At 47.4% G+C, this 17,466-nt stretch carries 16 protein-coding genes; 8 read left to right on the forward strand and 8 right to left on the reverse strand.

The annotated features are described in order from the left end of the window. Window positions 1-12: 12 nt before the first annotated feature. Entirely contained in the window at window positions 13-1,296 is a 1,284-nt protein-coding gene (locus CR205_RS00545) for a BaiN/RdsA family NAD(P)/FAD-dependent oxidoreductase (RefSeq protein WP_110515887.1), read from the reverse strand. 112 nt (window positions 1,297-1,408) lie between these two features. Here CR205_RS00545 and proC point away from each other — a divergent pair, with 112 nt between their 5' ends. The 3 genes from proC (at window position 1,409) to CR205_RS00560 (ending at window position 4,437) form a co-directional block, all read left to right on the forward strand. Continuing rightward, complete coding sequence (proC, locus tag CR205_RS00550; RefSeq protein WP_110515889.1) at window positions 1,409-2,212, forward strand: pyrroline-5-carboxylate reductase; 804 nt, start codon at window positions 1,409-1,411, stop codon at window positions 2,210-2,212. A gap of 34 nt (window positions 2,213-2,246) precedes the next feature. After that, window positions 2,247-2,648 carry a secondary thiamine-phosphate synthase enzyme YjbQ gene (locus CR205_RS00555; protein WP_110515891.1) on the forward strand — a complete coding sequence of 134 codons (402 nt, stop codon included), beginning with the start codon at window positions 2,247-2,249 and terminating at the stop codon, window positions 2,646-2,648. Between the two features lie 154 nt (window positions 2,649-2,802). Next, window positions 2,803-4,437 carry a putative polysaccharide biosynthesis protein gene (locus CR205_RS00560; RefSeq protein ID WP_110515893.1) on the forward strand — a complete coding sequence of 545 codons (1,635 nt, stop codon included), beginning with the start codon at window positions 2,803-2,805 and terminating at the stop codon, window positions 4,435-4,437. Window positions 4,438-4,665: 228 nt separating this feature from the next. On the opposite strand, the gene CR205_RS00565 is transcribed toward CR205_RS00560, so the two are convergent. After that, the gene (locus CR205_RS00565; RefSeq protein WP_110515895.1) at window positions 4,666-4,977 is read right to left on the reverse strand and encodes a winged helix-turn-helix transcriptional regulator; all 312 of its coding nucleotides are present in this window, start codon (window positions 4,975-4,977) and stop codon (window positions 4,666-4,668) included. Between the two features lie 276 nt (window positions 4,978-5,253). On the opposite strand from CR205_RS00565, the gene wrbA reads away from it, so the two are divergent. The 5 genes from wrbA (at window position 5,254) to CR205_RS00590 (ending at window position 10,833) form a co-directional block, all read left to right on the forward strand. After that, window positions 5,254-5,874 (forward strand): NAD(P)H:quinone oxidoreductase, encoded by a 621-nt coding sequence (gene wrbA / locus CR205_RS00570; protein ID WP_110519589.1) that lies wholly within the window; start codon window positions 5,254-5,256, stop codon window positions 5,872-5,874. A gap of 735 nt (window positions 5,875-6,609) precedes the next feature. Further along, window positions 6,610-7,818 carry a putative lipid II flippase FtsW gene (gene ftsW / locus CR205_RS00575; protein WP_236634670.1) on the forward strand — a complete coding sequence of 403 codons (1,209 nt, stop codon included), beginning with the start codon at window positions 6,610-6,612 and terminating at the stop codon, window positions 7,816-7,818. 18 nt (window positions 7,819-7,836) lie between these two features. Continuing rightward, window positions 7,837-9,009: a rod shape-determining protein RodA gene (gene rodA, locus CR205_RS00580; RefSeq protein ID WP_110515899.1), complete on the forward strand. Its 1,173-nt coding sequence runs from the start codon at window positions 7,837-7,839 to the stop codon at window positions 9,007-9,009. A 434-nt stretch (window positions 9,010-9,443) separates the two neighbouring features. Beyond that, a complete protein-coding gene (locus CR205_RS00585; RefSeq protein WP_110515902.1) occupies window positions 9,444-10,103 on the forward strand; it encodes a hypothetical protein in 660 nt (219 codons plus the stop codon). Next, window positions 10,093-10,833 carry a pseudouridine synthase gene (locus tag CR205_RS00590; protein WP_110515904.1) on the forward strand — a complete coding sequence of 247 codons (741 nt, stop codon included), beginning with the start codon at window positions 10,093-10,095 and terminating at the stop codon, window positions 10,831-10,833. Before CR205_RS00585 ends, CR205_RS00590 begins: the two co-directional genes overlap by 11 nt. 268 nt (window positions 10,834-11,101) lie before the next feature. Here the strand turns inward: CR205_RS00590 and CR205_RS00595 are convergent, their stop codons facing one another. The 6 genes from CR205_RS00595 to ilvC form a co-directional block, all read right to left on the reverse strand. Continuing rightward, window positions 11,102-11,320, reverse strand: a complete 219-nt coding sequence (locus CR205_RS00595) for a DeoR family transcriptional regulator (protein WP_110515906.1) — start codon at window positions 11,318-11,320, stop codon at window positions 11,102-11,104. Window positions 11,321-11,738: 418 nt separating this feature from the next. After that, window positions 11,739-12,350, reverse strand: a complete 612-nt coding sequence (gene leuD, locus CR205_RS00600) for a 3-isopropylmalate dehydratase small subunit (RefSeq protein WP_110515908.1) — start codon at window positions 12,348-12,350, stop codon at window positions 11,739-11,741. Continuing rightward, complete coding sequence (gene leuC, locus CR205_RS00605) at window positions 12,351-13,769, reverse strand: 3-isopropylmalate dehydratase large subunit (protein WP_110515910.1); 1,419 nt, start codon at window positions 13,767-13,769, stop codon at window positions 12,351-12,353. A gap of 21 nt (window positions 13,770-13,790) precedes the next feature. Continuing rightward, a complete protein-coding gene (leuB, locus tag CR205_RS00610; protein WP_110515912.1) occupies window positions 13,791-14,882 on the reverse strand; it encodes a 3-isopropylmalate dehydrogenase in 1,092 nt (363 codons plus the stop codon). Continuing rightward, window positions 14,882-16,429 (reverse strand): 2-isopropylmalate synthase, encoded by a 1,548-nt coding sequence (locus CR205_RS00615; RefSeq protein WP_110515914.1) that lies wholly within the window; start codon window positions 16,427-16,429, stop codon window positions 14,882-14,884. Before CR205_RS00615 ends, leuB begins: the two co-directional genes overlap by 1 nt. Continuing rightward, window positions 16,416-17,438 carry a ketol-acid reductoisomerase gene (gene ilvC, locus CR205_RS00620; protein ID WP_110515916.1) on the reverse strand — a complete coding sequence of 341 codons (1,023 nt, stop codon included), beginning with the start codon at window positions 17,436-17,438 and terminating at the stop codon, window positions 16,416-16,418. The genes CR205_RS00615 and ilvC overlap by 14 nt, the downstream gene beginning before the upstream one ends. Window positions 17,439-17,466: the final 28 nt, after the last annotated feature.

The raw sequence follows: 17,466 nt of genomic DNA on the forward strand, positions 1-17,466 counted from the left end.
TCAACCTCTTCATTATTCTTCCCATAAATTTTCAGCAGCCGCTTTACCTGCGGTGTAGCCTGTGGAAAAAGCGACAGTAATGTTGTACCCTCCTGTGTATCCGTGGAGATCGAGTACTTCCCCGCAGAAGAACAGGCCGTGCATCAGTTTGGATTCCATCCGTTTGGGCTGAATCTCCTTGATGCTGACGCCTCCTCCGGTGACGAAGGCCTTTTCAATGGAAAGTGTCCCGTCTGCCTGCAGCGGAAACGCTAATGAATGCTGTGCGAGGCTTCGGATGGCTTCTTTTGACAGATTTGCCTGTGTGGTCTGCGGATCTGTTTCTGTAAGGACAAAAAGGGCGTTCAGCATCCGCTCGGGGACCCAGCCGGCTAGGGAATTTTTGATCGCTTTCTTCGGCTCCGCTTCCACAATAGAGGTAATATCCTCGATGACGTCGTTTTCCCTTTTTCCCGGGAAGAGGTTCACTTCAAGGGGAATTGCGGTACATTTATGTTTTTTCAAGGCTTTCACCACATACTGACTGCAGCGGAGTGCCGCAGGGCCGGAAATACCGAAATGGGTGAAAATCATATCGCCATCGTGTGTTTTGATGGCTTTTTTCTTCTTCGGGTCGACCACCGACAGTTCAATGTCGCGAAGGGAGAGGCCCTGCAGGGTTTTATCTCGGATCAGACTGTCTGAACATGTAATAGGCACTTCTGTCGGATAAAGATCCGTAACGGTGTGCCCTGCTTTTTTCGCCCACGGATAGCCGTCGCCTGTACTGCCGGTGTGCGGAACAGATTTTCCGCCGACCGCAACAATGACGTTCGGTGCGCTGATCTCACTGCCTGAAGTAAGCTTCACACCAGTTACCTTCCCGGCTGCATGATCGTATAGAACGTCAGCCACCCCGGTTTCGGTGCGGATGTCCACGTTCAGTGTCCGGATCTGTTCCAGAAGCGTACGGACAACCGTGATCGCTTTGTCGTTTACCGGAAACATCCGGCCTCGGTCTTCTTCCTTGAGGGATATGCCGAGATTTTCAAAAAAATCAATAATGTCTTCGTTATCAAAAACGGAAAAGGGACTGTACATAAATCGTCCATTTCCAGGGATATGTTTAATAATTTCTTCCGTATCGGCCCGGTTGGTTACGTTACATCTTCCGCCGCCTGATATTGCAAGCTTTCTTCCGAGCTTCGATCCTTTATCGATAAGAAGAACCCGTGCCCCGAGCTGAGCCGCCGAGACGCTGGCCATCAGCCCTGAAGGTCCTCCCCCAATAACGATTACATCGTACTGCCGTTCCATTGGCGTTTCACCATCTTTCCTGCGTACAAACTTGTTACAACATAGTCTAGCATACTTTTCATCAACATAAACTCATGATAATTTAAAGAGAAAGAAAAGGAGTGGAGCGGGCATGAAACAGACGTCAGTACTTATGGTAGGAGCGGGCAGGATGGCCGAAGCCGTCCTTGCGGGACTGGTAAAGGACCGGCATCCGGCACTGGAAAAAATCACGGTAACAAACAGGAGGGACCGGGAACGGTTAAAGGAAGTGGAAAAAAAGTACGGGGTGTCCGTATCTGACAACGGGATCGGGGAAGCTGAAAATCACAACGTGATTATTCTGGCAGCACCTCCAGGGGCCCACGGCGGTCTGCTCAAAGAACTATCGGGAAAAATCGACGGCCAACTGGTGATTACCGTGGCTGCGGGAATTGATACGGATTACATGGAGCAGAGGCTGCCTGAAGGCACACCGGTCTGCTGGATTATGCCTAACACGGCAGCGCAGATTGGAAAGTCCATGTCAACCTATACATGCGGACGTTTTGTAGATGAGTCTCACCGGGAAGTGATCAGGCTTATTCTCGGATCCATCGGCCATGCGGAGGAACTTTCCGTGCAGCAGGTGCATGACCTGACGGCAGTGACCGGGAGTGCCCCGGCTTTCGTTTACGCTTTTGTGGAAGCAATGGAGGAGGCGGCTGTAGAAAACGGGGTGACCACCGAGCAGGCCCGGGAGCTTGTCGTGAAAATGCTCAGTGGATCTGCAGCCATGCTGGAGGCGGGTTATGCCCCGGATGAGCTTAGACAGCAGGTTGCGTCTCCAGGGGGATCCACAGCTGCGGGTCTGGAAGTGCTGAAGGAACAAAGGTTTAATGATACGATCAAAGCAGCAGTAAAGGCAACGAACGATCACGCCCGAAGCCAGGGATAAAATCAACTGAATTTAGTAGAGGAGTGGTGAACGGATGCTGAAACGCCTGACCGTAAAAACGAATCAGAGAGACGAAATGATTGAGATTACCCGTGAAATAGGTGCTTTTGTAAGAGAAAGCGGTATCAGTGACGGCATCGTTTACGTGTACTGTCCACACACGACAGCAGGCATTACAATAAATGAAAATGCCGATCCTGATGTTAAGCACGATATGCTCATGCGGCTGGATGAAGTGTATCCTTGGACACACGACAAGTACCGGCATGCAGAAGGAAACTCTGCCTCCCACCTGAAAGCGAGCACGGTCGGTACAAGCCAGCCGGTGCTGATTGAAAACGGCGAACTTATTCTGGGCACATGGCAGGGAATTTATTTCTGTGAGTTCGACGGACCCCGGAGCCGCAAGTGTATGCTGAAAGTAATGGAAGGATAATTAAAGCACAGCAACAAACCCCCTGAAGCTGACTTCAGGGGGTTTGTTGCTGGGGCGTTAACCTGTTGTTCATTATCCCCTGCTGTTGACAACTGTCGAAATATGATAAAATGCTTTAAGTATTAAAATCCGTTTTTGAGGCAGGGAACGTCCAATGTCAGAACGTCAGTTAGTCCGGGGCACGATGATTTTAACAGCCTCGATATTTATTTCCAAAATGCTCGGCCTTATTTATATTTTCCCTTTTCAGGCAATCGTCGGTCTGGAAGGTCTCGCTCTATATACATACGGGTACGTCCCTTATACGGTTCTGCTGAGTCTTGCAACGATCGGGATTCCGCTTGCAGTATCCAAATTTGTAGCCAAATACAATGCTCTTGGAGACTATCGGACAGGGCAGCGCCTTTTCCAGTCAGGCCTTGTTGTAATGGGAATTACAGGTTTTGCTGCTTTTCTGGTCCTCTTTTTCCTGGCACCATTTGTGGCAACCAGTATTCTTGACACGGATGATCTTCAGGGAAACAGTGTAAACGATGCGGTATTTACGATCCGGATGGTCAGTGTGGCACTTTTGATCGTCCCGGTTATGTCGATTGTCCGAGGTTATTTCCAGGGACACCAGTCCATGGGACCGACAGCCGTTTCCCAGGTCGTCGAACAGATTGTGCGCATCATTTTTATTCTTCTTCTTACGTACCTGATTATAAATGTATGGAATGGAGAACTTGGAACCGCCATCGGCTTTGCCACGTTCGGAGCATTTGTCGGCGGTCTTGGAGGGATGGCTGTTCTCGTGGTGTATTTCTTGAAGCGCCGGGACCGCTTTCAGGCTAAGATTGAAAAGAGTACTGCAGATCATCAGATTCCCTTAACGAAAATGTACAAGGAGCTGCTGCGGTACTCGATTCCAATTTCTCTGGTCGGCCTGTCGATCCCTCTTTATCAGATGGTGGATCTGTTTACGTTTAATACCGCTCTCAGTGCCGTATACGATGCGGACGTGGTGGACCGGTATTTCGGCGCGTTTGCCCAGGCTGCCCACAAGCTGATCCTGATTCCTGTTTCGGTTGCGACGGCCATGTCGCTTGCGATTCTGCCGAGCGTAACAAGTGCGTTTATTAATAATGAAAAAGACAGGCTTCAGCGGCAGATCACCCAGACGTATCAGATCATCCTGTTTCTGAGTGTGCCGGCAGCCGTTGGTCTTAGCGTACTTGCATACCCGGCATACGGTGCTCTGTTTGGTCTTGGTGATCTCGCCATCGGCGGGGAGATCCTGAGAAATTATGCACCTGTTGCTGTGCTGTTTGCCATTTTTGCCGTCACATCCTCTCTTCTGCAGGGGATTAACAGACAGAAATATGCGGTGATCGCGCTTGCCTCGGGCCTCGTATTGAAGCTTTCAACAAACGTATTGTTTATCGGGTGGTTCGAAGCGAATGGAGCCATCTATGCTACAGGTCTCGGATACCTTACTGCAGTTGCAGTCAATGTCTGGGCGATAGGGCGCTTTGCTGAATATGATTACCGCTCCCTTTTAAAAAGAGTGCTTCTGATCGCGATGTTTGCTTTTGTAATGGGGCTTGTTGTATTCGCTGTAAACCGCCTTATGCAGCTTATCGTGCCACTTGAAACACAGGGTGCTGCTTTTCTGATGCTGCCTGTTGCCATTATTGCGGGTATTGCCGTCTACGGATTACTCGGCATCAAGTCGGGACTCGCGGGGCAGATTCTCGGACACCGTTTCCGGTTCCTGAAAAAAAGAGACCGGGCTTCTGAAGAGGCCTGATTGATCAAAAGACAAAAAAGCTTTTCCCTCACTCGTAAGGGAAAAGCTTTTTTTATTTGGCTGTTTTCGTAAAGATTGTTGTTTTATTACGCTGCAGGCGGACGCTTTCCATGGGCGACGACTCAGCCTTAAGCTTCATAAGTAATAATGTTATGAAAAGCACCAATTTAATCAAAACAGCTTTTTATTGTGGCGGCTTAAAGAGATCAAGTGCCCCTGGTCGTTTTATTAATCAACCCAGCTTTCAGCCCAGGACTGGAATGCATCCATGGCAGGGCCGAGAGCCTGTCCTTTTTCTGTCAGCGTGTATTCAATGCGCACAGGGGTCTCGGGATAAACCTCGCGCTTAACGATGCCTTCACATTCAAGCTGTTTAAGGCGTTCCACAAGCATCTTATCACTCATATTCGGAATCACGGCAGATACTTCCCTGAATCTTTTCGGGCCATTCATAAGGACCCGGATGATCAGACCATTCCAGCGTTTGCCGAGTAACTGAAAAGCCGATTCAAACTTTGGACAAAGGTTGTTCTGTTCCATACGTTCTCATCTCCTTTAAGCAGCCGGCTACAAGGCTAAAATATTGCTGCGGAGACTGCTTAGTAAAAGAAGTATAACATATTTATGTTGACATTTGGGATGGTGTACTATAATATACTTACTAATAGTAAGTAACTAGTTAAAAGGTACTTGCTGTGTTTTCAAAAGAGGTTTAACTTTTGTGAGCGCGTGGAAAAAGAAGGATGGACCGAGTTTCCGGACAACGAAAAGGAACCCCCTTTTCAAAACACATACTATTTTAGGGAGTGGATCAGATTGACAAAGATTTTAATTCCGTTTTACAGTGCTTACGGCCACATTCATACAATGGCGAAGGCAGTTGCAGAAGGAGCGAAAGACGTTGAAGGTGTGGAAGTGAAAATCGTCCGCATTCCTGAATTTGATGAAGTACAGAAAGCGATGTCCGGCCAGGATGCCTACGTCCAGGCACAGGATGCCCAGGAAGATCTACCCGTGGCGACTCACGATGACCTGAAGTGGGCTGACGGCATTATCTGGGGCATTCCAACCCGCTACGGCTCTATGCCTGCTCAGATGAAACAGTATATCGATTCTGCAGGCGGACTGTGGATGAATGGCGACCTTGAAGGAAAAGTAACTTCCACTTTCATAAGCAGCGGCTCCATTCATGGAGGACAGGAAACAACAGCCATCACAACGATAGTTCCTCTACTTCACTTCGGACTGATTTACGTGGGTCTTCCTTACGGTGAAAACCCTGAGCAGCTCACGACCGACGGCATCGGCGGCTCTCCGTATGCAGCATCAACTGTAGCTGGGCCGGACGGCAGTAACCAGCCGGATGAGAGAGACCTTACTATGGCTAAGCGTCTCGGTAAGCGTGTAGCTAGTGTGTCAAAATCCCTTCGCGGATAAATGATATAACTCCGGACCGGTGGAGCCAGGCTCCACCGGTTTTTTGGTGGAGAGACGCCGGCTTGTGTCTCATACCACTCATGGATCATTTTGTATGGTGCATTTTTAAGACCTTACGTATAGAAAATATGGGGTTAGGGCGGGAGTCCGGAAATTATCGACCTAGAAGAAAGCAGGAGCGGAGTAAGGGAGTATATCCATGAATTATACGACCTAATGGGAACAAGCAGCCAAGTTAGGGGTTATAAAAATCGATCAGGCAGAGATAAACCGTAATTGAGCATAAGTTAAGGCTTAAAATTAAGGACCGGCGAACATAAAACGTAAATCTGCCATTGTTATGTCTTATAATGAAATTCCAATGTAAGATTAAGGCGTAAGTCAGCACTTAAGTACCCGCTGTGAAACAGGCAGAAATTTGGTGAGATTTCAGCGATGTTCACAGGATTGCCCACCTTTTTCCCTACACAAAGCCAGCGTTCGGAACGAAATGGAAATCAGGGTCGAAAACTACTGAAAACCGGGGTCTCAATCAGCAGGATTTTCCCTTCTTTTCACATGATTACAGGTGCCAGGACCCTTCCTCACAAAGGGGGACTCTGCTATAATTGAGAAATTAGGAAACCTTGTCCGGTGTGATTACCCGAAAGACTATCATATAAAAAGAGGTCGTGAAGTCCGGCTATAACTGTTCACGTGGAAATGTGGACGAACAGGAGAAAAGGGGGGAGAAGCGTGGAACTTGAAGCACCAAAAAAACGACTGCATATCGACTGGATCCTGGTCATTGCTGTGGCACTCATTTCTCTGTTCGGACTGATGATGGTGTACAGTGCCAGTTATGTTAAGGGATATGAAGACGTTGGGAATTTCACGCACTATTTTCAGCGTCAGCTCATGTGGCTCGGACTGTCAGGATTTCTGTTTACCTGGCTCATGTTTTTTCCTTACCGTCACTTCAGGAAACTGACGCCGTTTATTATTATCGGCTCTTTCATCCTGCTTTTTCTTGTCCTCACGCCTCTCGGTCACTCTGTAAACGGGGCACAGCGGTGGATTAATGCAGGGCCGCTCCGGATCCAGCCATCCGAGTTTGTAAAGCTGGGCATTATAATTTACCTTGCCTATATTTATTCAAAAAAACAGGGGTACATAGATAACTTCACCAAAGGTGTTCTCCCGCCCCTGGTCATTGTTGGTCTTCTTTTCGGTTTGATTATGCTTCAGCCGGATCTGGGAACGGCTACGTCGATCGTTGTGGTGGCCGGCCTGATCGTTTTCTGCTCCGGGGCAAGAATTATCCATCTATTCTGGATTGCGGCTCTTGGCGCTATTGCCTTCATTTATTATGCCAATTCAGCCGTATACCGGATGAACCGGATTGTCGGATACCGGGATCCGTTCGAACACAGCTTTGGTGACGGGTACCAGCTCGTCCAGTCTTATATCGCTATTGCCCACGGCGGCCTTACCGGTGCCGGTTTTGGCCAGAGCGTACAGAAACTGTTTTACCTGCCTGAAGCTCACACAGATTTCATTCTCGCAATCGTTAGTGAAGAGCTCGGTGTTCTGGGTATACTGTTTGTGCTGGCGTGTATGACAGTCATCATCGTACGTGGTGTGATCATAGGTGCCCGCTGCCGGGATGCATTTGGCAGTCTGCTTGCATTTGGTATTGTGTTTCAAATCGCCATTCAGATGGTCTTTAACACAGGAGCAGTAACGGGACTGCTGCCAATTACAGGTATTCCATTTCCGTTTCTAAGCTATGGCGGCTCTTCATTGATGGTTACCCTTTTATCATTAGGAATTTTAGCAAACATCTCACGAAAAACTGAAAGAGACCGTGCAGAGAGAACGGACCGTGATGAGGAAGCGTTGGAGCAAGAAGAGACGCCGCCCGGTGTGACACCGCTTCGGCCTGTCCGGCAGTTTACGAGATAAAATGTAGGTGGATAATAGATGGAAGAACGTAAGTCTTCGATTCAGCAGCTTGATTTTACATTGCTTTTTCTTCTTTTTGTGCTCATGTGTATCAGCCTGATGGCGATCTACAGCGGTACAACAGATCAATACGTCTTTTTGGATGATACCTTTTTCGTCAGGCGCCAGGTTGTCTGGTTTGCCATCGGTGTCATTCTGATGCTCGGGGCCATGAGCATTGATTATGAAATGTTTAAGAACTTTTCGATTCCTCTTTACGCAATCGGGATGGTCCTGCTTCTCGCCGTTCATTTTTTCGGTGTAGAGATGAATGGTGCACAGCGCTGGATCGGCGTTGGCGGCATCATGTTTCAGCCTTCGGAATTTGTAAAGATTTTCGTTATCCTTGCTCTGGCACACCTGCTGTACCATATCACCCAGACCCCACGGGAAAAGTCGTTTACAGAAGACGCGAAGGTGATCGGTAAGATTCTGGCAGTCGGAGGACCGCCGTTTTTCCTAATCCTGATTCAGCCTGACCTTGGAACCGCACTCGTTATCGGTGCTGTCATGATGACGATGATTCTTATGAGCGGGGTTACGTGGCGGATGATCGGGCTGCTTACAGCGCTTGTGGCAGCCGGTCTTGGTACACTTGTGATCTTACACAATTACTTTTTCAACATTTTCAATAAGATTATTGCCCAGCACCAGATGAACCGTATTTACGGCTGGCTCGATCCTGCAGGGGATACCTCCGGCCTTGGCTATCAGCTGTTTCATGCCCTCCAGGGAATCGGAGCCGGCCAGCTTTATGGAATGGGGTTTACCCAGGGGGCTAAAACCCAGGGAGGGGATATCCCTGAACTTCATACCGACTTCGTTTTTACGGTAATTGGAGAGGAATTCGGCTTTGTAGGTGCTACGGTACTGCTGATCGTTTATTTCCTTCTTCTGTACCGGATGGTGATGATCGCCTTTAACTGCAACAACAGCTACGGTACGTACCTGGTCGCTGGCGTCGTCGGACTGCTTGTTTTCCAGATTTTCCAGAACATCGGCATGACGATCGGTCTGATGCCGATCACAGGACTGGCCCTGCCGTTTATCAGTTACGGCGGAAGTGCACTTCTGACAAACATGATTGCGGTAGGTATTGTACTGAATGTAAATATACGAACCCGTCACTATATGTTCGGGGAAGATAATTAAATCATTGTTTCCGGTTAGATTAATGATTTGTAAGAGGGAATTATAAAGAGGTAGGCGGTGACTCCGGCGGGAATAGCATCAGATGAAGATCCCGCAGGGCGATTTTCCCGAGGAGGCTGAAGCGATACCCGCGGAAAGCGTCCGCCTGGATCGTAATATAACAACACTCTTTAAAAAATGGCTCTTTAAAACTTAATATTGATATTTTCTATCGTTGTTGATTGAAGCGAGCGCGAGACACTCCTGCGGGAACAGCACCGGCTGAAGACCCCGCAGGGCGATCCTCCTGAGGAGGCTGAAGCGGTGCCCGCGGAAAGGGAGCGCAGTGAAGGAAATCAACAACAGACTTTAACAGAGCCTAAAAAATAATAAACCGAAAGAGAGTTGTATGCCGCAGCTCTCTTTTTTCGGGATTGTAAAAGGAGGGATTTGCTGTGGCTGTATGGATCGGTTTTGGTTCTTTGGCAAAAGCGGTACGCCAGTTTGTTCCACGTGAAAAAAAGATCCGTGTGTATTCCCGGACAAAACAGGATCTGTCTAATTATGAAAATACCGAGTGGTGTTCACCAGAATCCTTTCATAAAGAAACGACGTTTGTATTATTTTTGCCAAAACAGGGGATCCGTTCTTTCATGGAGGACTTTAATGACACCTTCTCAAAAGGGACAACCTTTTACTACACAGCGACCGGAATGATGAAAAAGGATATCGATTCACTCCTTCCTCCAGGTACAAAGGTGGTGCCGTGGAAATGGGTGACGCAGGCAGATGAACTGGCCCGGAGCGGAAAGGCTCTCGCAGTTACGGAATCAGAAGAAGAGGCTGCAAGGCTTGGGGAATTGTTCGGTAAAAAGATCAGAACGCTTGCCGGAAAAGAGGAAGATGTCCTGACTGTGAATAAAACGGTTACGAAAGCCGCCATTGAAACAGCAATCCGGCTGCGGAGGGAACTTGACGCGCAGGGGATTGACCGTGAAATAATCGAACATGCTGTGAGACAGATTATCCCCGGTGTGATCCGTGCCTATCAGGATGGAAAACTCGGAGGCTTTGGAAAGCAGGCTGCAAAGGAGCTGGAAAACGATGAGACTTGATAAACTTCTGGCAAATACGGGCTTTGGATCCCGTAAGGAAGTAAAGAAAATGCTGAAAAAAGGCGGTGTGACCATTGACGGCGTGACTGTAAAAGACGGAAAAGCCCATGTGGATCCGGAGAAAGAAGAAGTAGCTGTCTTTGGAGATGTTCTTGCGTACAGGGAATTTATTTATCTGATGATGAATAAGCCGCAGGGTGTGATTTCGGCTACAGAAGACCGGTCGGAACAGACTGTTGTTTCCCTTCTTGAAGAAGAAGATGCAATACTCGAACCCTTTCCGGTAGGCCGCCTTGATAAAGATACAATCGGACTGATGCTTCTGACAAACGACGGAAAACTGGCCCATCAGCTCACAAGTCCAAAGAAAAAGGTCCGCAAGCTTTATACAGCCACAATTGAACGTCCCCTGCAGGATGAAGAGGCAGAGAAGCTGAGAACCGGGGTCACCCTCGATGATGGATATGAAACAAAGCCGGCAACCGTTGAGATTGAAGGAGAAGAGGACACAAAGATACGGATCGGAATTACAGAAGGAAAGTTTCATCAGGTCAAAAGGATGTTTGAAGCTGTCGGTCATAAGGTGATTTTTCTGAAGCGCGATACGATTGGGCCCCTTAAGCTGGATGAAACACTTGAGCCGGGAACCTACCGGGAACTCACAGACGAGGAACTGGCCGCCTTGAGAAGCGTTCATGCGAACGATGATAACGGGGCGGCATCGGAATAAAAAAACGGGTAAACCCCTACCGTAAAGCTCAGTGATGGTTTTACTGAGAGTTGATTGGAGCGAATGCACGACACTCCTGCGTGAAGACCGCGTTCAGGGGAGACCCCGCAGGGTGTTTTTTCCCGAGGAGGCTCCCGAACCGCCCGCGAAAAGGGAGCGCAATGAGCGTAAATCAATAATTAACTTTAACAAGCAGTAAATCGAGAGCTTAATAAAAAACCTCCCGGCTGGCGGGAGGAAAGAGTCTGATCTATGTCTGATTTGTGGTTTATGAAGCTTTGATTCGTCGCCGGGTAGTTTCCCAGGTTCCCCGTGCTGGACTCGTAACGAGGTTGTTGTATTCCAGCACATTCAGATCCCGCTGAACCGTACGCGGGGTCGTTCCGAATTCTTCAACTAGTTCCAGTGTGGTGACCTGCCCCTTTCGCTTAATGAAAAGGTACATGGACTTAATTCGGGTCAGCATTCGGTCAGTCGAAGCTTTCAAAAAACCACTCCTTTTGTAGTTTTCCCGGCCTGTTCTGATGGGGGAACGTATATGGATGCAGAGCAGGAAGGGTCAAAGTCTTCTTACTTGCTTTACCTGGCGCAGTACATGATTCAAAAACGGAACAATATCGCTCCTTTGTCCTATATTTTAGCGGAGTCCAGGGTAAAGGTAAAGAGCAGGTAAGCGCTTCACCGTAAAAGTTATGTAAAAGTCCTGTGAATATTCTGTTAATAAAGGAATTTTATGGTCTGATATGATTTTTCAGGGTACAAATACAATCCTTGAGGCCGGGAAAAACGGGCGGGGAAAAGGAACAAGCCAACATAGCTGTATCATTCACCTGAATACGAAGGAAGTGTATTACCTGCAGCCTGCCCTTTTTCCTCAATGTTCCCATACCCTTAACATAGATCTTTTATCGAATGATCTCCTGGTAGATTTTCTTTTTTTCATGCTCATAGGCGGTAATGTGATGATCGTACTCTTCGGTCAATGCAATATCATCCAAACCTTTTAAGAGCATTTCCTTTCGATAAGCATCTGTTTCAAATGAATAGGTGCTGCCCGCTTCATCGGTTACCAATTGCTTCTCCAAGTCTACAGATAAGGATGAAGGATCACTTCCTGCCTGCTGAAATAAGGCTTCTACTTCTGATTCAGACAATTTGATAGGAAGGATCCCATTTTTAAAGCAGTTATTATAGAAAATATCTGCAAAGGAAGGGGCAATGATCACCTTAAAACCATAATCCAGTAATGCCCAAGGGGCATGTTCACGCGATGAACCGCAGCCAAAGTTATCTCTTGCGAGTAATATACTCGCCTCCTTAAATTCCGGTTTATTTAAGACAAAGGATTCATTAACGGATTGGCCGCCATCTTTGTAACGCCAGTCATAAAACAGAAATTGTCCGAATCCGGTTCGTTCAACTCGTTTTAAAAACTGTTTGGGAATGATCTGGTCAGTATCTACATTGGCTTTATCCAGCGGAGCCGCGATTCCGGTATGCTGATTGACAGGTTCCATCTATTTCACACTCCCAACAGAGGCTAATTCACTGACATCGCAAAAACGTCCTTTAATTGCTGCCGCCGCTGCTAATACAGGGCTTACCAGGTGCGTTCTGGCTCCTCGTCCCTGACGCCCTTCAAAATTACGATTTGAAGTGGAGGCACACCGTTTTCCCGGAGGCACAACATCAGGGTTCATGCTTAGGCACATACTGCAGCCTGATTCTCTCCATTCAAAGCCTGCTTTTTTAAATACATGATGCAGACCTTCCTGCTCTGCTTCCTTCTTTACTTTTTTAGAGCCAGGTACAATTAATGCAGTGACTTGTGAATGAACAGAGTGACCTTCAATCACCCTGGCTGCTTCACGTAAATCTTCCAGTCTGGAATTCGTACAGGATCCGATAAATACATAGTCAATCTCAATATCAGTGATTTTAATTCCAGGCTGTAAACCCATGTACTCCAGGGCTTGATGAGCCGATTCTTTTTTGACCTCATTCTCCATCATTTCCGGATCCGGAACGTAATCGTGAATTCCTGCTCCCATAGATGGATTTGTTCCCCATGTGACCTGCGGCTGAAGAGAGGAGACATCAAAGGTCACGACATGGTCATACTCAGCACCTTCATCTGTTTTCAGCTGATTCCATTCCTGAAGTGCTTCTTCAAGTTTTTGGCCTTTTGGTGCATACTTACGATCTTTCAGGTATTCAAAGGTCGTTTCATCAGGTGCGATTAAACCAGCTCTTGCACCAGCCTCAATTGACATATTGCAAACAGTCATTCTTTCTTCCATACTCATATCCTGGACAGCTTCACCTGTATATTCGATCACATAACCAGTGCCAAAATCAATGCCATGTTCAGCGATCAATCCGAGGATGATGTCTTTAGCTGTTAACCCTAAAGGTTTTTTACCCTGAAAATCCACCTTCATCGTTTTCGGTTTTGATTGGAGGAGGGTTTGTGTAGCTAAAACATGCTCGACTTCACTAGTCCCTATACCAAACGCCAGAGCCCCAAAGGCACCGTGAGTGGAGGTGTGACTGTCTCCGCATACAATTGTCTTTCCCGGCAGGGTGAGCCCCAGTTCAGGTCCAATAACATGGACAATACCTTGTTCGTCACTGTGTAAATCAGCAAGAGTGACACCAAATTCTTCACAATTCTGCTGCAGCGTATTCATTTGCTTTGAGGCAATTTCATCTTTGATGACAAACGGATTTACGGTTGGCACATTATGGTCCATGGTCGCAAAGGTTAGATCAGGTCTTCTTACTTTTCTTCCGGCCAGGCGCAGACCTTCAAATGCCTGAGGTGAAGTGACTTCATGCACCATATGAAGATCGATATAAAGTAAGTTGGGCTTATTGTCTTCTTTTACAACGACATGCTGTTCCCAGATTTTCTCGAACAAAGTTTTTTTATCCACTTGTGTTTTCACCCTCTCTGCCTATAGTTTCACAGTAGCGTGCTCAGGGAGGAAGCTTCTTACAGCTTTACCCATTTCTTTGGTAGAAAGCACTTTTTCACCTTTACCAGCAATATCCTGTGTGCGATACCCTTGATCCAGTGTGGTTTTAATTGCTTTTTCAATTGCTGCAGCTTCTCCAGCCATATTGAAAGAATACTTCAGCAGCATGGCAGCGGAGGAGAAAGCTGCCAGGGGATTGGCTTTGTTTTCACCTGCGATATCAGGTGCTGACCCGTGCACGGGCTCATATAGGCCCGGACCTTCTGAACCTATACTTGCAGAAGGAAGCATACCCAGCGAACCCGTAATCATAGAAGCCTCATCACTTAAAATATCACCAAACATATTCTCCGTAACCATCACGTCAAATTGTGCAGGATCGCGGATCAGCTGCATTGCAGCGTTATCAACGAGCATGTGTTCAAGTGAGACGTCCGGGTATTCAGGAGCTAAACGGTCAGCTGTTTCTCTCCATAGCCGGCTGCTTTCAAGGACATTGGCCTTATCAACAGAGGTTACCTTTTTTGATCTAAAACGGGAAAGCTCGAATGCTTTCCTTAAAATCCTTTCGATCTCTGCTTCGTTATAATAAAGTGTATCAACGGCCTCAGTCCCATATTTTCCAGTTCTTCTTTCCCGCGGAGTCCCAAAGTAAAGTCCGCCTGTAAGTTCACGGATAATAAGCAAATCGGCGTTCTTTACAATTTCCGGTCTGACTGGAGATGAGTCAAGTAGTGAAGGGTAGACGTTGATGGGACGGAGGTTGGCAAAAAGCTTTAAAGCCTTCCTGATCCCGAGTAAACCAGCTTCAGGCCTCCTTGAGGCTTCTTCTTTGTCCCATTTAGGTCCACCTACTGCCCCCAGGAGAATAGCATCACTCTCCCGGCAGGCGTCTACGGTGTGCTGAGGCAGCGGTGTACCGTGTTTATCGACTGCTGCGCCTCCAATATCCTCATATTGAAAGGTGAATTCATTCCCATATTTTTCTGCTGTCTCTTCTATTAAAAGAACAGCCTCACGTGTAATTTCGGGGCCAATCCCGTCACCTGGGAGAACGGTTATCTTTTTCATTAAAGAGAACTCACTCCTTTTGCCTGTTCGCCAAAGTACTCCTTCACGTTCAGGCGATTCACTGCATCAAGGTAGGCTTTAGCGGAAGCCTCAAGAACATCGTGTTCGATTCCCCGGCCGCTGCTGGACGCGCCTTCTATCTCAATTTGAACGTATACTTCAGCTAAAGAATCAATACCGTCAGTAGTGGATTGAATGCGGTAGTCTGTAAGCGTGACCGGCTGATTCAGAATCCGGTCGATTGTGTTATAGACCGATTCTACGCTTCCTTTTCCAGTAGCGGATTCCTGGACAACGTTTCCTTCAGGCGTGCGAATTCCTATTGTAGTTGTCGGGACGACATGTGACCCATAGGAAACCTGCAGCAATTCCAATTGATAAGTTGGACTTGTTTCCTGCAGAGAGGAGTCCATCATCAGTGCAAAAATATCGTCTTCCGTGACTTCTTTTTTCTTGGCGGTCAGATCTTTGAAGGCTTTAAACAGTTTCCGGCTGTCTTTTTTATCTAAATAAATGCCAAACTCTTTACATTTTTCGTTAAAGGCATGACTTCCTGAATGTTTACCAAGTACCATTTTATTCGAAGTTAAACCGATCATCTCAGGTTCAATGATCTCGTAAGTCTGCTTGTTTTTCAGCACTCCGTCCTGGTGAATACCGGACTCGTGGGCAAAAGCGTTGGCGCCGACCACTGCTTTATTTTGAGGAACGATCATACCGGTGAGTTTCGTGACAAGTTTACTTGTGCGAACCGTTTGTGACAGATCAATCTGAGTTTCAATTTTGTAGGCATCCTGGCGGATTTTCAGGGCGACTGCAATCTCTTCAAGAGCTGCATTGCCTGCACGTTCTCCAATACCATTAATTGTGCCTTCAATCTGGCTGGCGCCACCGTTTATGGCGGCCAGAGTATTTGCGACAGCCATACCGAGGTCATCATGACAGTGGGCTGAAAGCTTTACGCGATGAATGTTCGGAACATTTTCCTGAACATATTCAAATAGTTTTCTATACTCCTCAGGAGTTGTAAAACCAACCGTATCCGGAAGGTTGATTACGGTAGCACCTGCGTCGATTGTTTTTTCAATAATTTCAGCCAGGAAAGGCCAGTCACTGCGTGTGGCATCCTCTGCAGAAAACTGGATATGGGAAAAATACTGAGATGCGTAGCGAACAGACTCGACTGCAGTCTCAATCACCTGTTTCGGGGTTTTGTTCAGCTTATATTGCATATGAACCGGGGATGTAGCGAGGAAGATGTGAATGCCCGGTTTAGCTGCCCCTTTTACTGCTTCCCGTACTGCATCGATATCTTTATGGTTCGCCCGGGCTAAACCCAGTACCGTACAATGCTTCATGTTTTCAGCTATTTGTTTTACCGATTGCAACTCCCCTTGGGAGGAGGCTGGAAATCCAGCCTCCATGATATCTACTCCATAGCGTTCCAACTGATAGGCAATTTCGAGCTTTTCATGAGATTGTAAGTTGACTCCAGCGGATTGTTCACCGTCTCTTAGCGTTGTATCAAAGATATCAACCTTTCGCATTCCCCACCATCCCTTTCTTTTTCTGCTGGACAAATGGCATTTTTTCTCGAAGCTCCCGTCCTACAACCTCAATAGGGTGCTGACTTTCTCTTTTGTTGATTGCTGTAAACATCGGACGGTGTACCTGGTTTTCAGTTACCCATCCTTTGGCAAATTCCCCGGATTGAATTTCGCTAAGGATGTTTTTCATTTCCTTCTTTGTCTCATCGGTTACTACTCTTGGCCCGGCAGTGAAATCTCCCCATTGTGCAGTATCCGAAATGGAATAACGCATACCCTCAAGACCTTCTTCATACAGGAGATCAACGATGAGTTTCAGTTCATGCAGGCATTCAAAGTAAGCTACTTCAGGCTGGTAGCCTGCTTCAGTCAGGGTTTCAAATCCGGCTTTGATCAGCGAGGTCGTACCGCCGCAAAGAACTGCCTGTTCACCAAACAGGTCTGTTTCTGTTTCTTCCTGAAAGGTCGTTTCAATAACTGCAGCACGGCCGGCACCGACACCTTTGCTGTAGGCAAGGGCGATGTCTCTGGCTTTCCCTGAGGCGTCCTGATACACAGCGAATAGTGCAGGGACTCCGCCGCCTTCTGCAAAGACACGACGGACCAGATGGCCGGGTCCTTTAGGGGCGACTAAAAATACGTCAACATCTGATGGGGGTACAACCTGATTAAAATGAATATTAAAGCCGTGCGCAAAAGCCAGGGCTTTGCCGCTGGTCAAATGTGGTTCGATCTCCTGTTTGTAGATTTCAGGCTGCTTTTCATCTGGAACGAGAAACATGATCACATCAGACTTTGCTGTTGCCTCACCTGCAGTTGTAACCGTAAAACCATCTGCTTCAGCCTTTTGCCAGGAGCCGCCATGGCGCAGCCCGATACAGACATCAACGCCGTTATCTCTGAGGTTTTGAGCATGGGCGTGACCTTGAGAGCCATAGCCGATCACCGCTACCTTTTTGTTGTTTAACTGATCAAGTGAAATATCCTGGTCATAATACATTTTTACCATGTTGAATTCTCCTCTCGGTTTTTCGCCA

Source organism: Alteribacter lacisalsi (assembly GCF_003226345.1).
GTDB classification, from domain to species: domain Bacteria; phylum Bacillota; class Bacilli; order Bacillales; family Salisediminibacteriaceae; genus Alteribacter; species Alteribacter lacisalsi.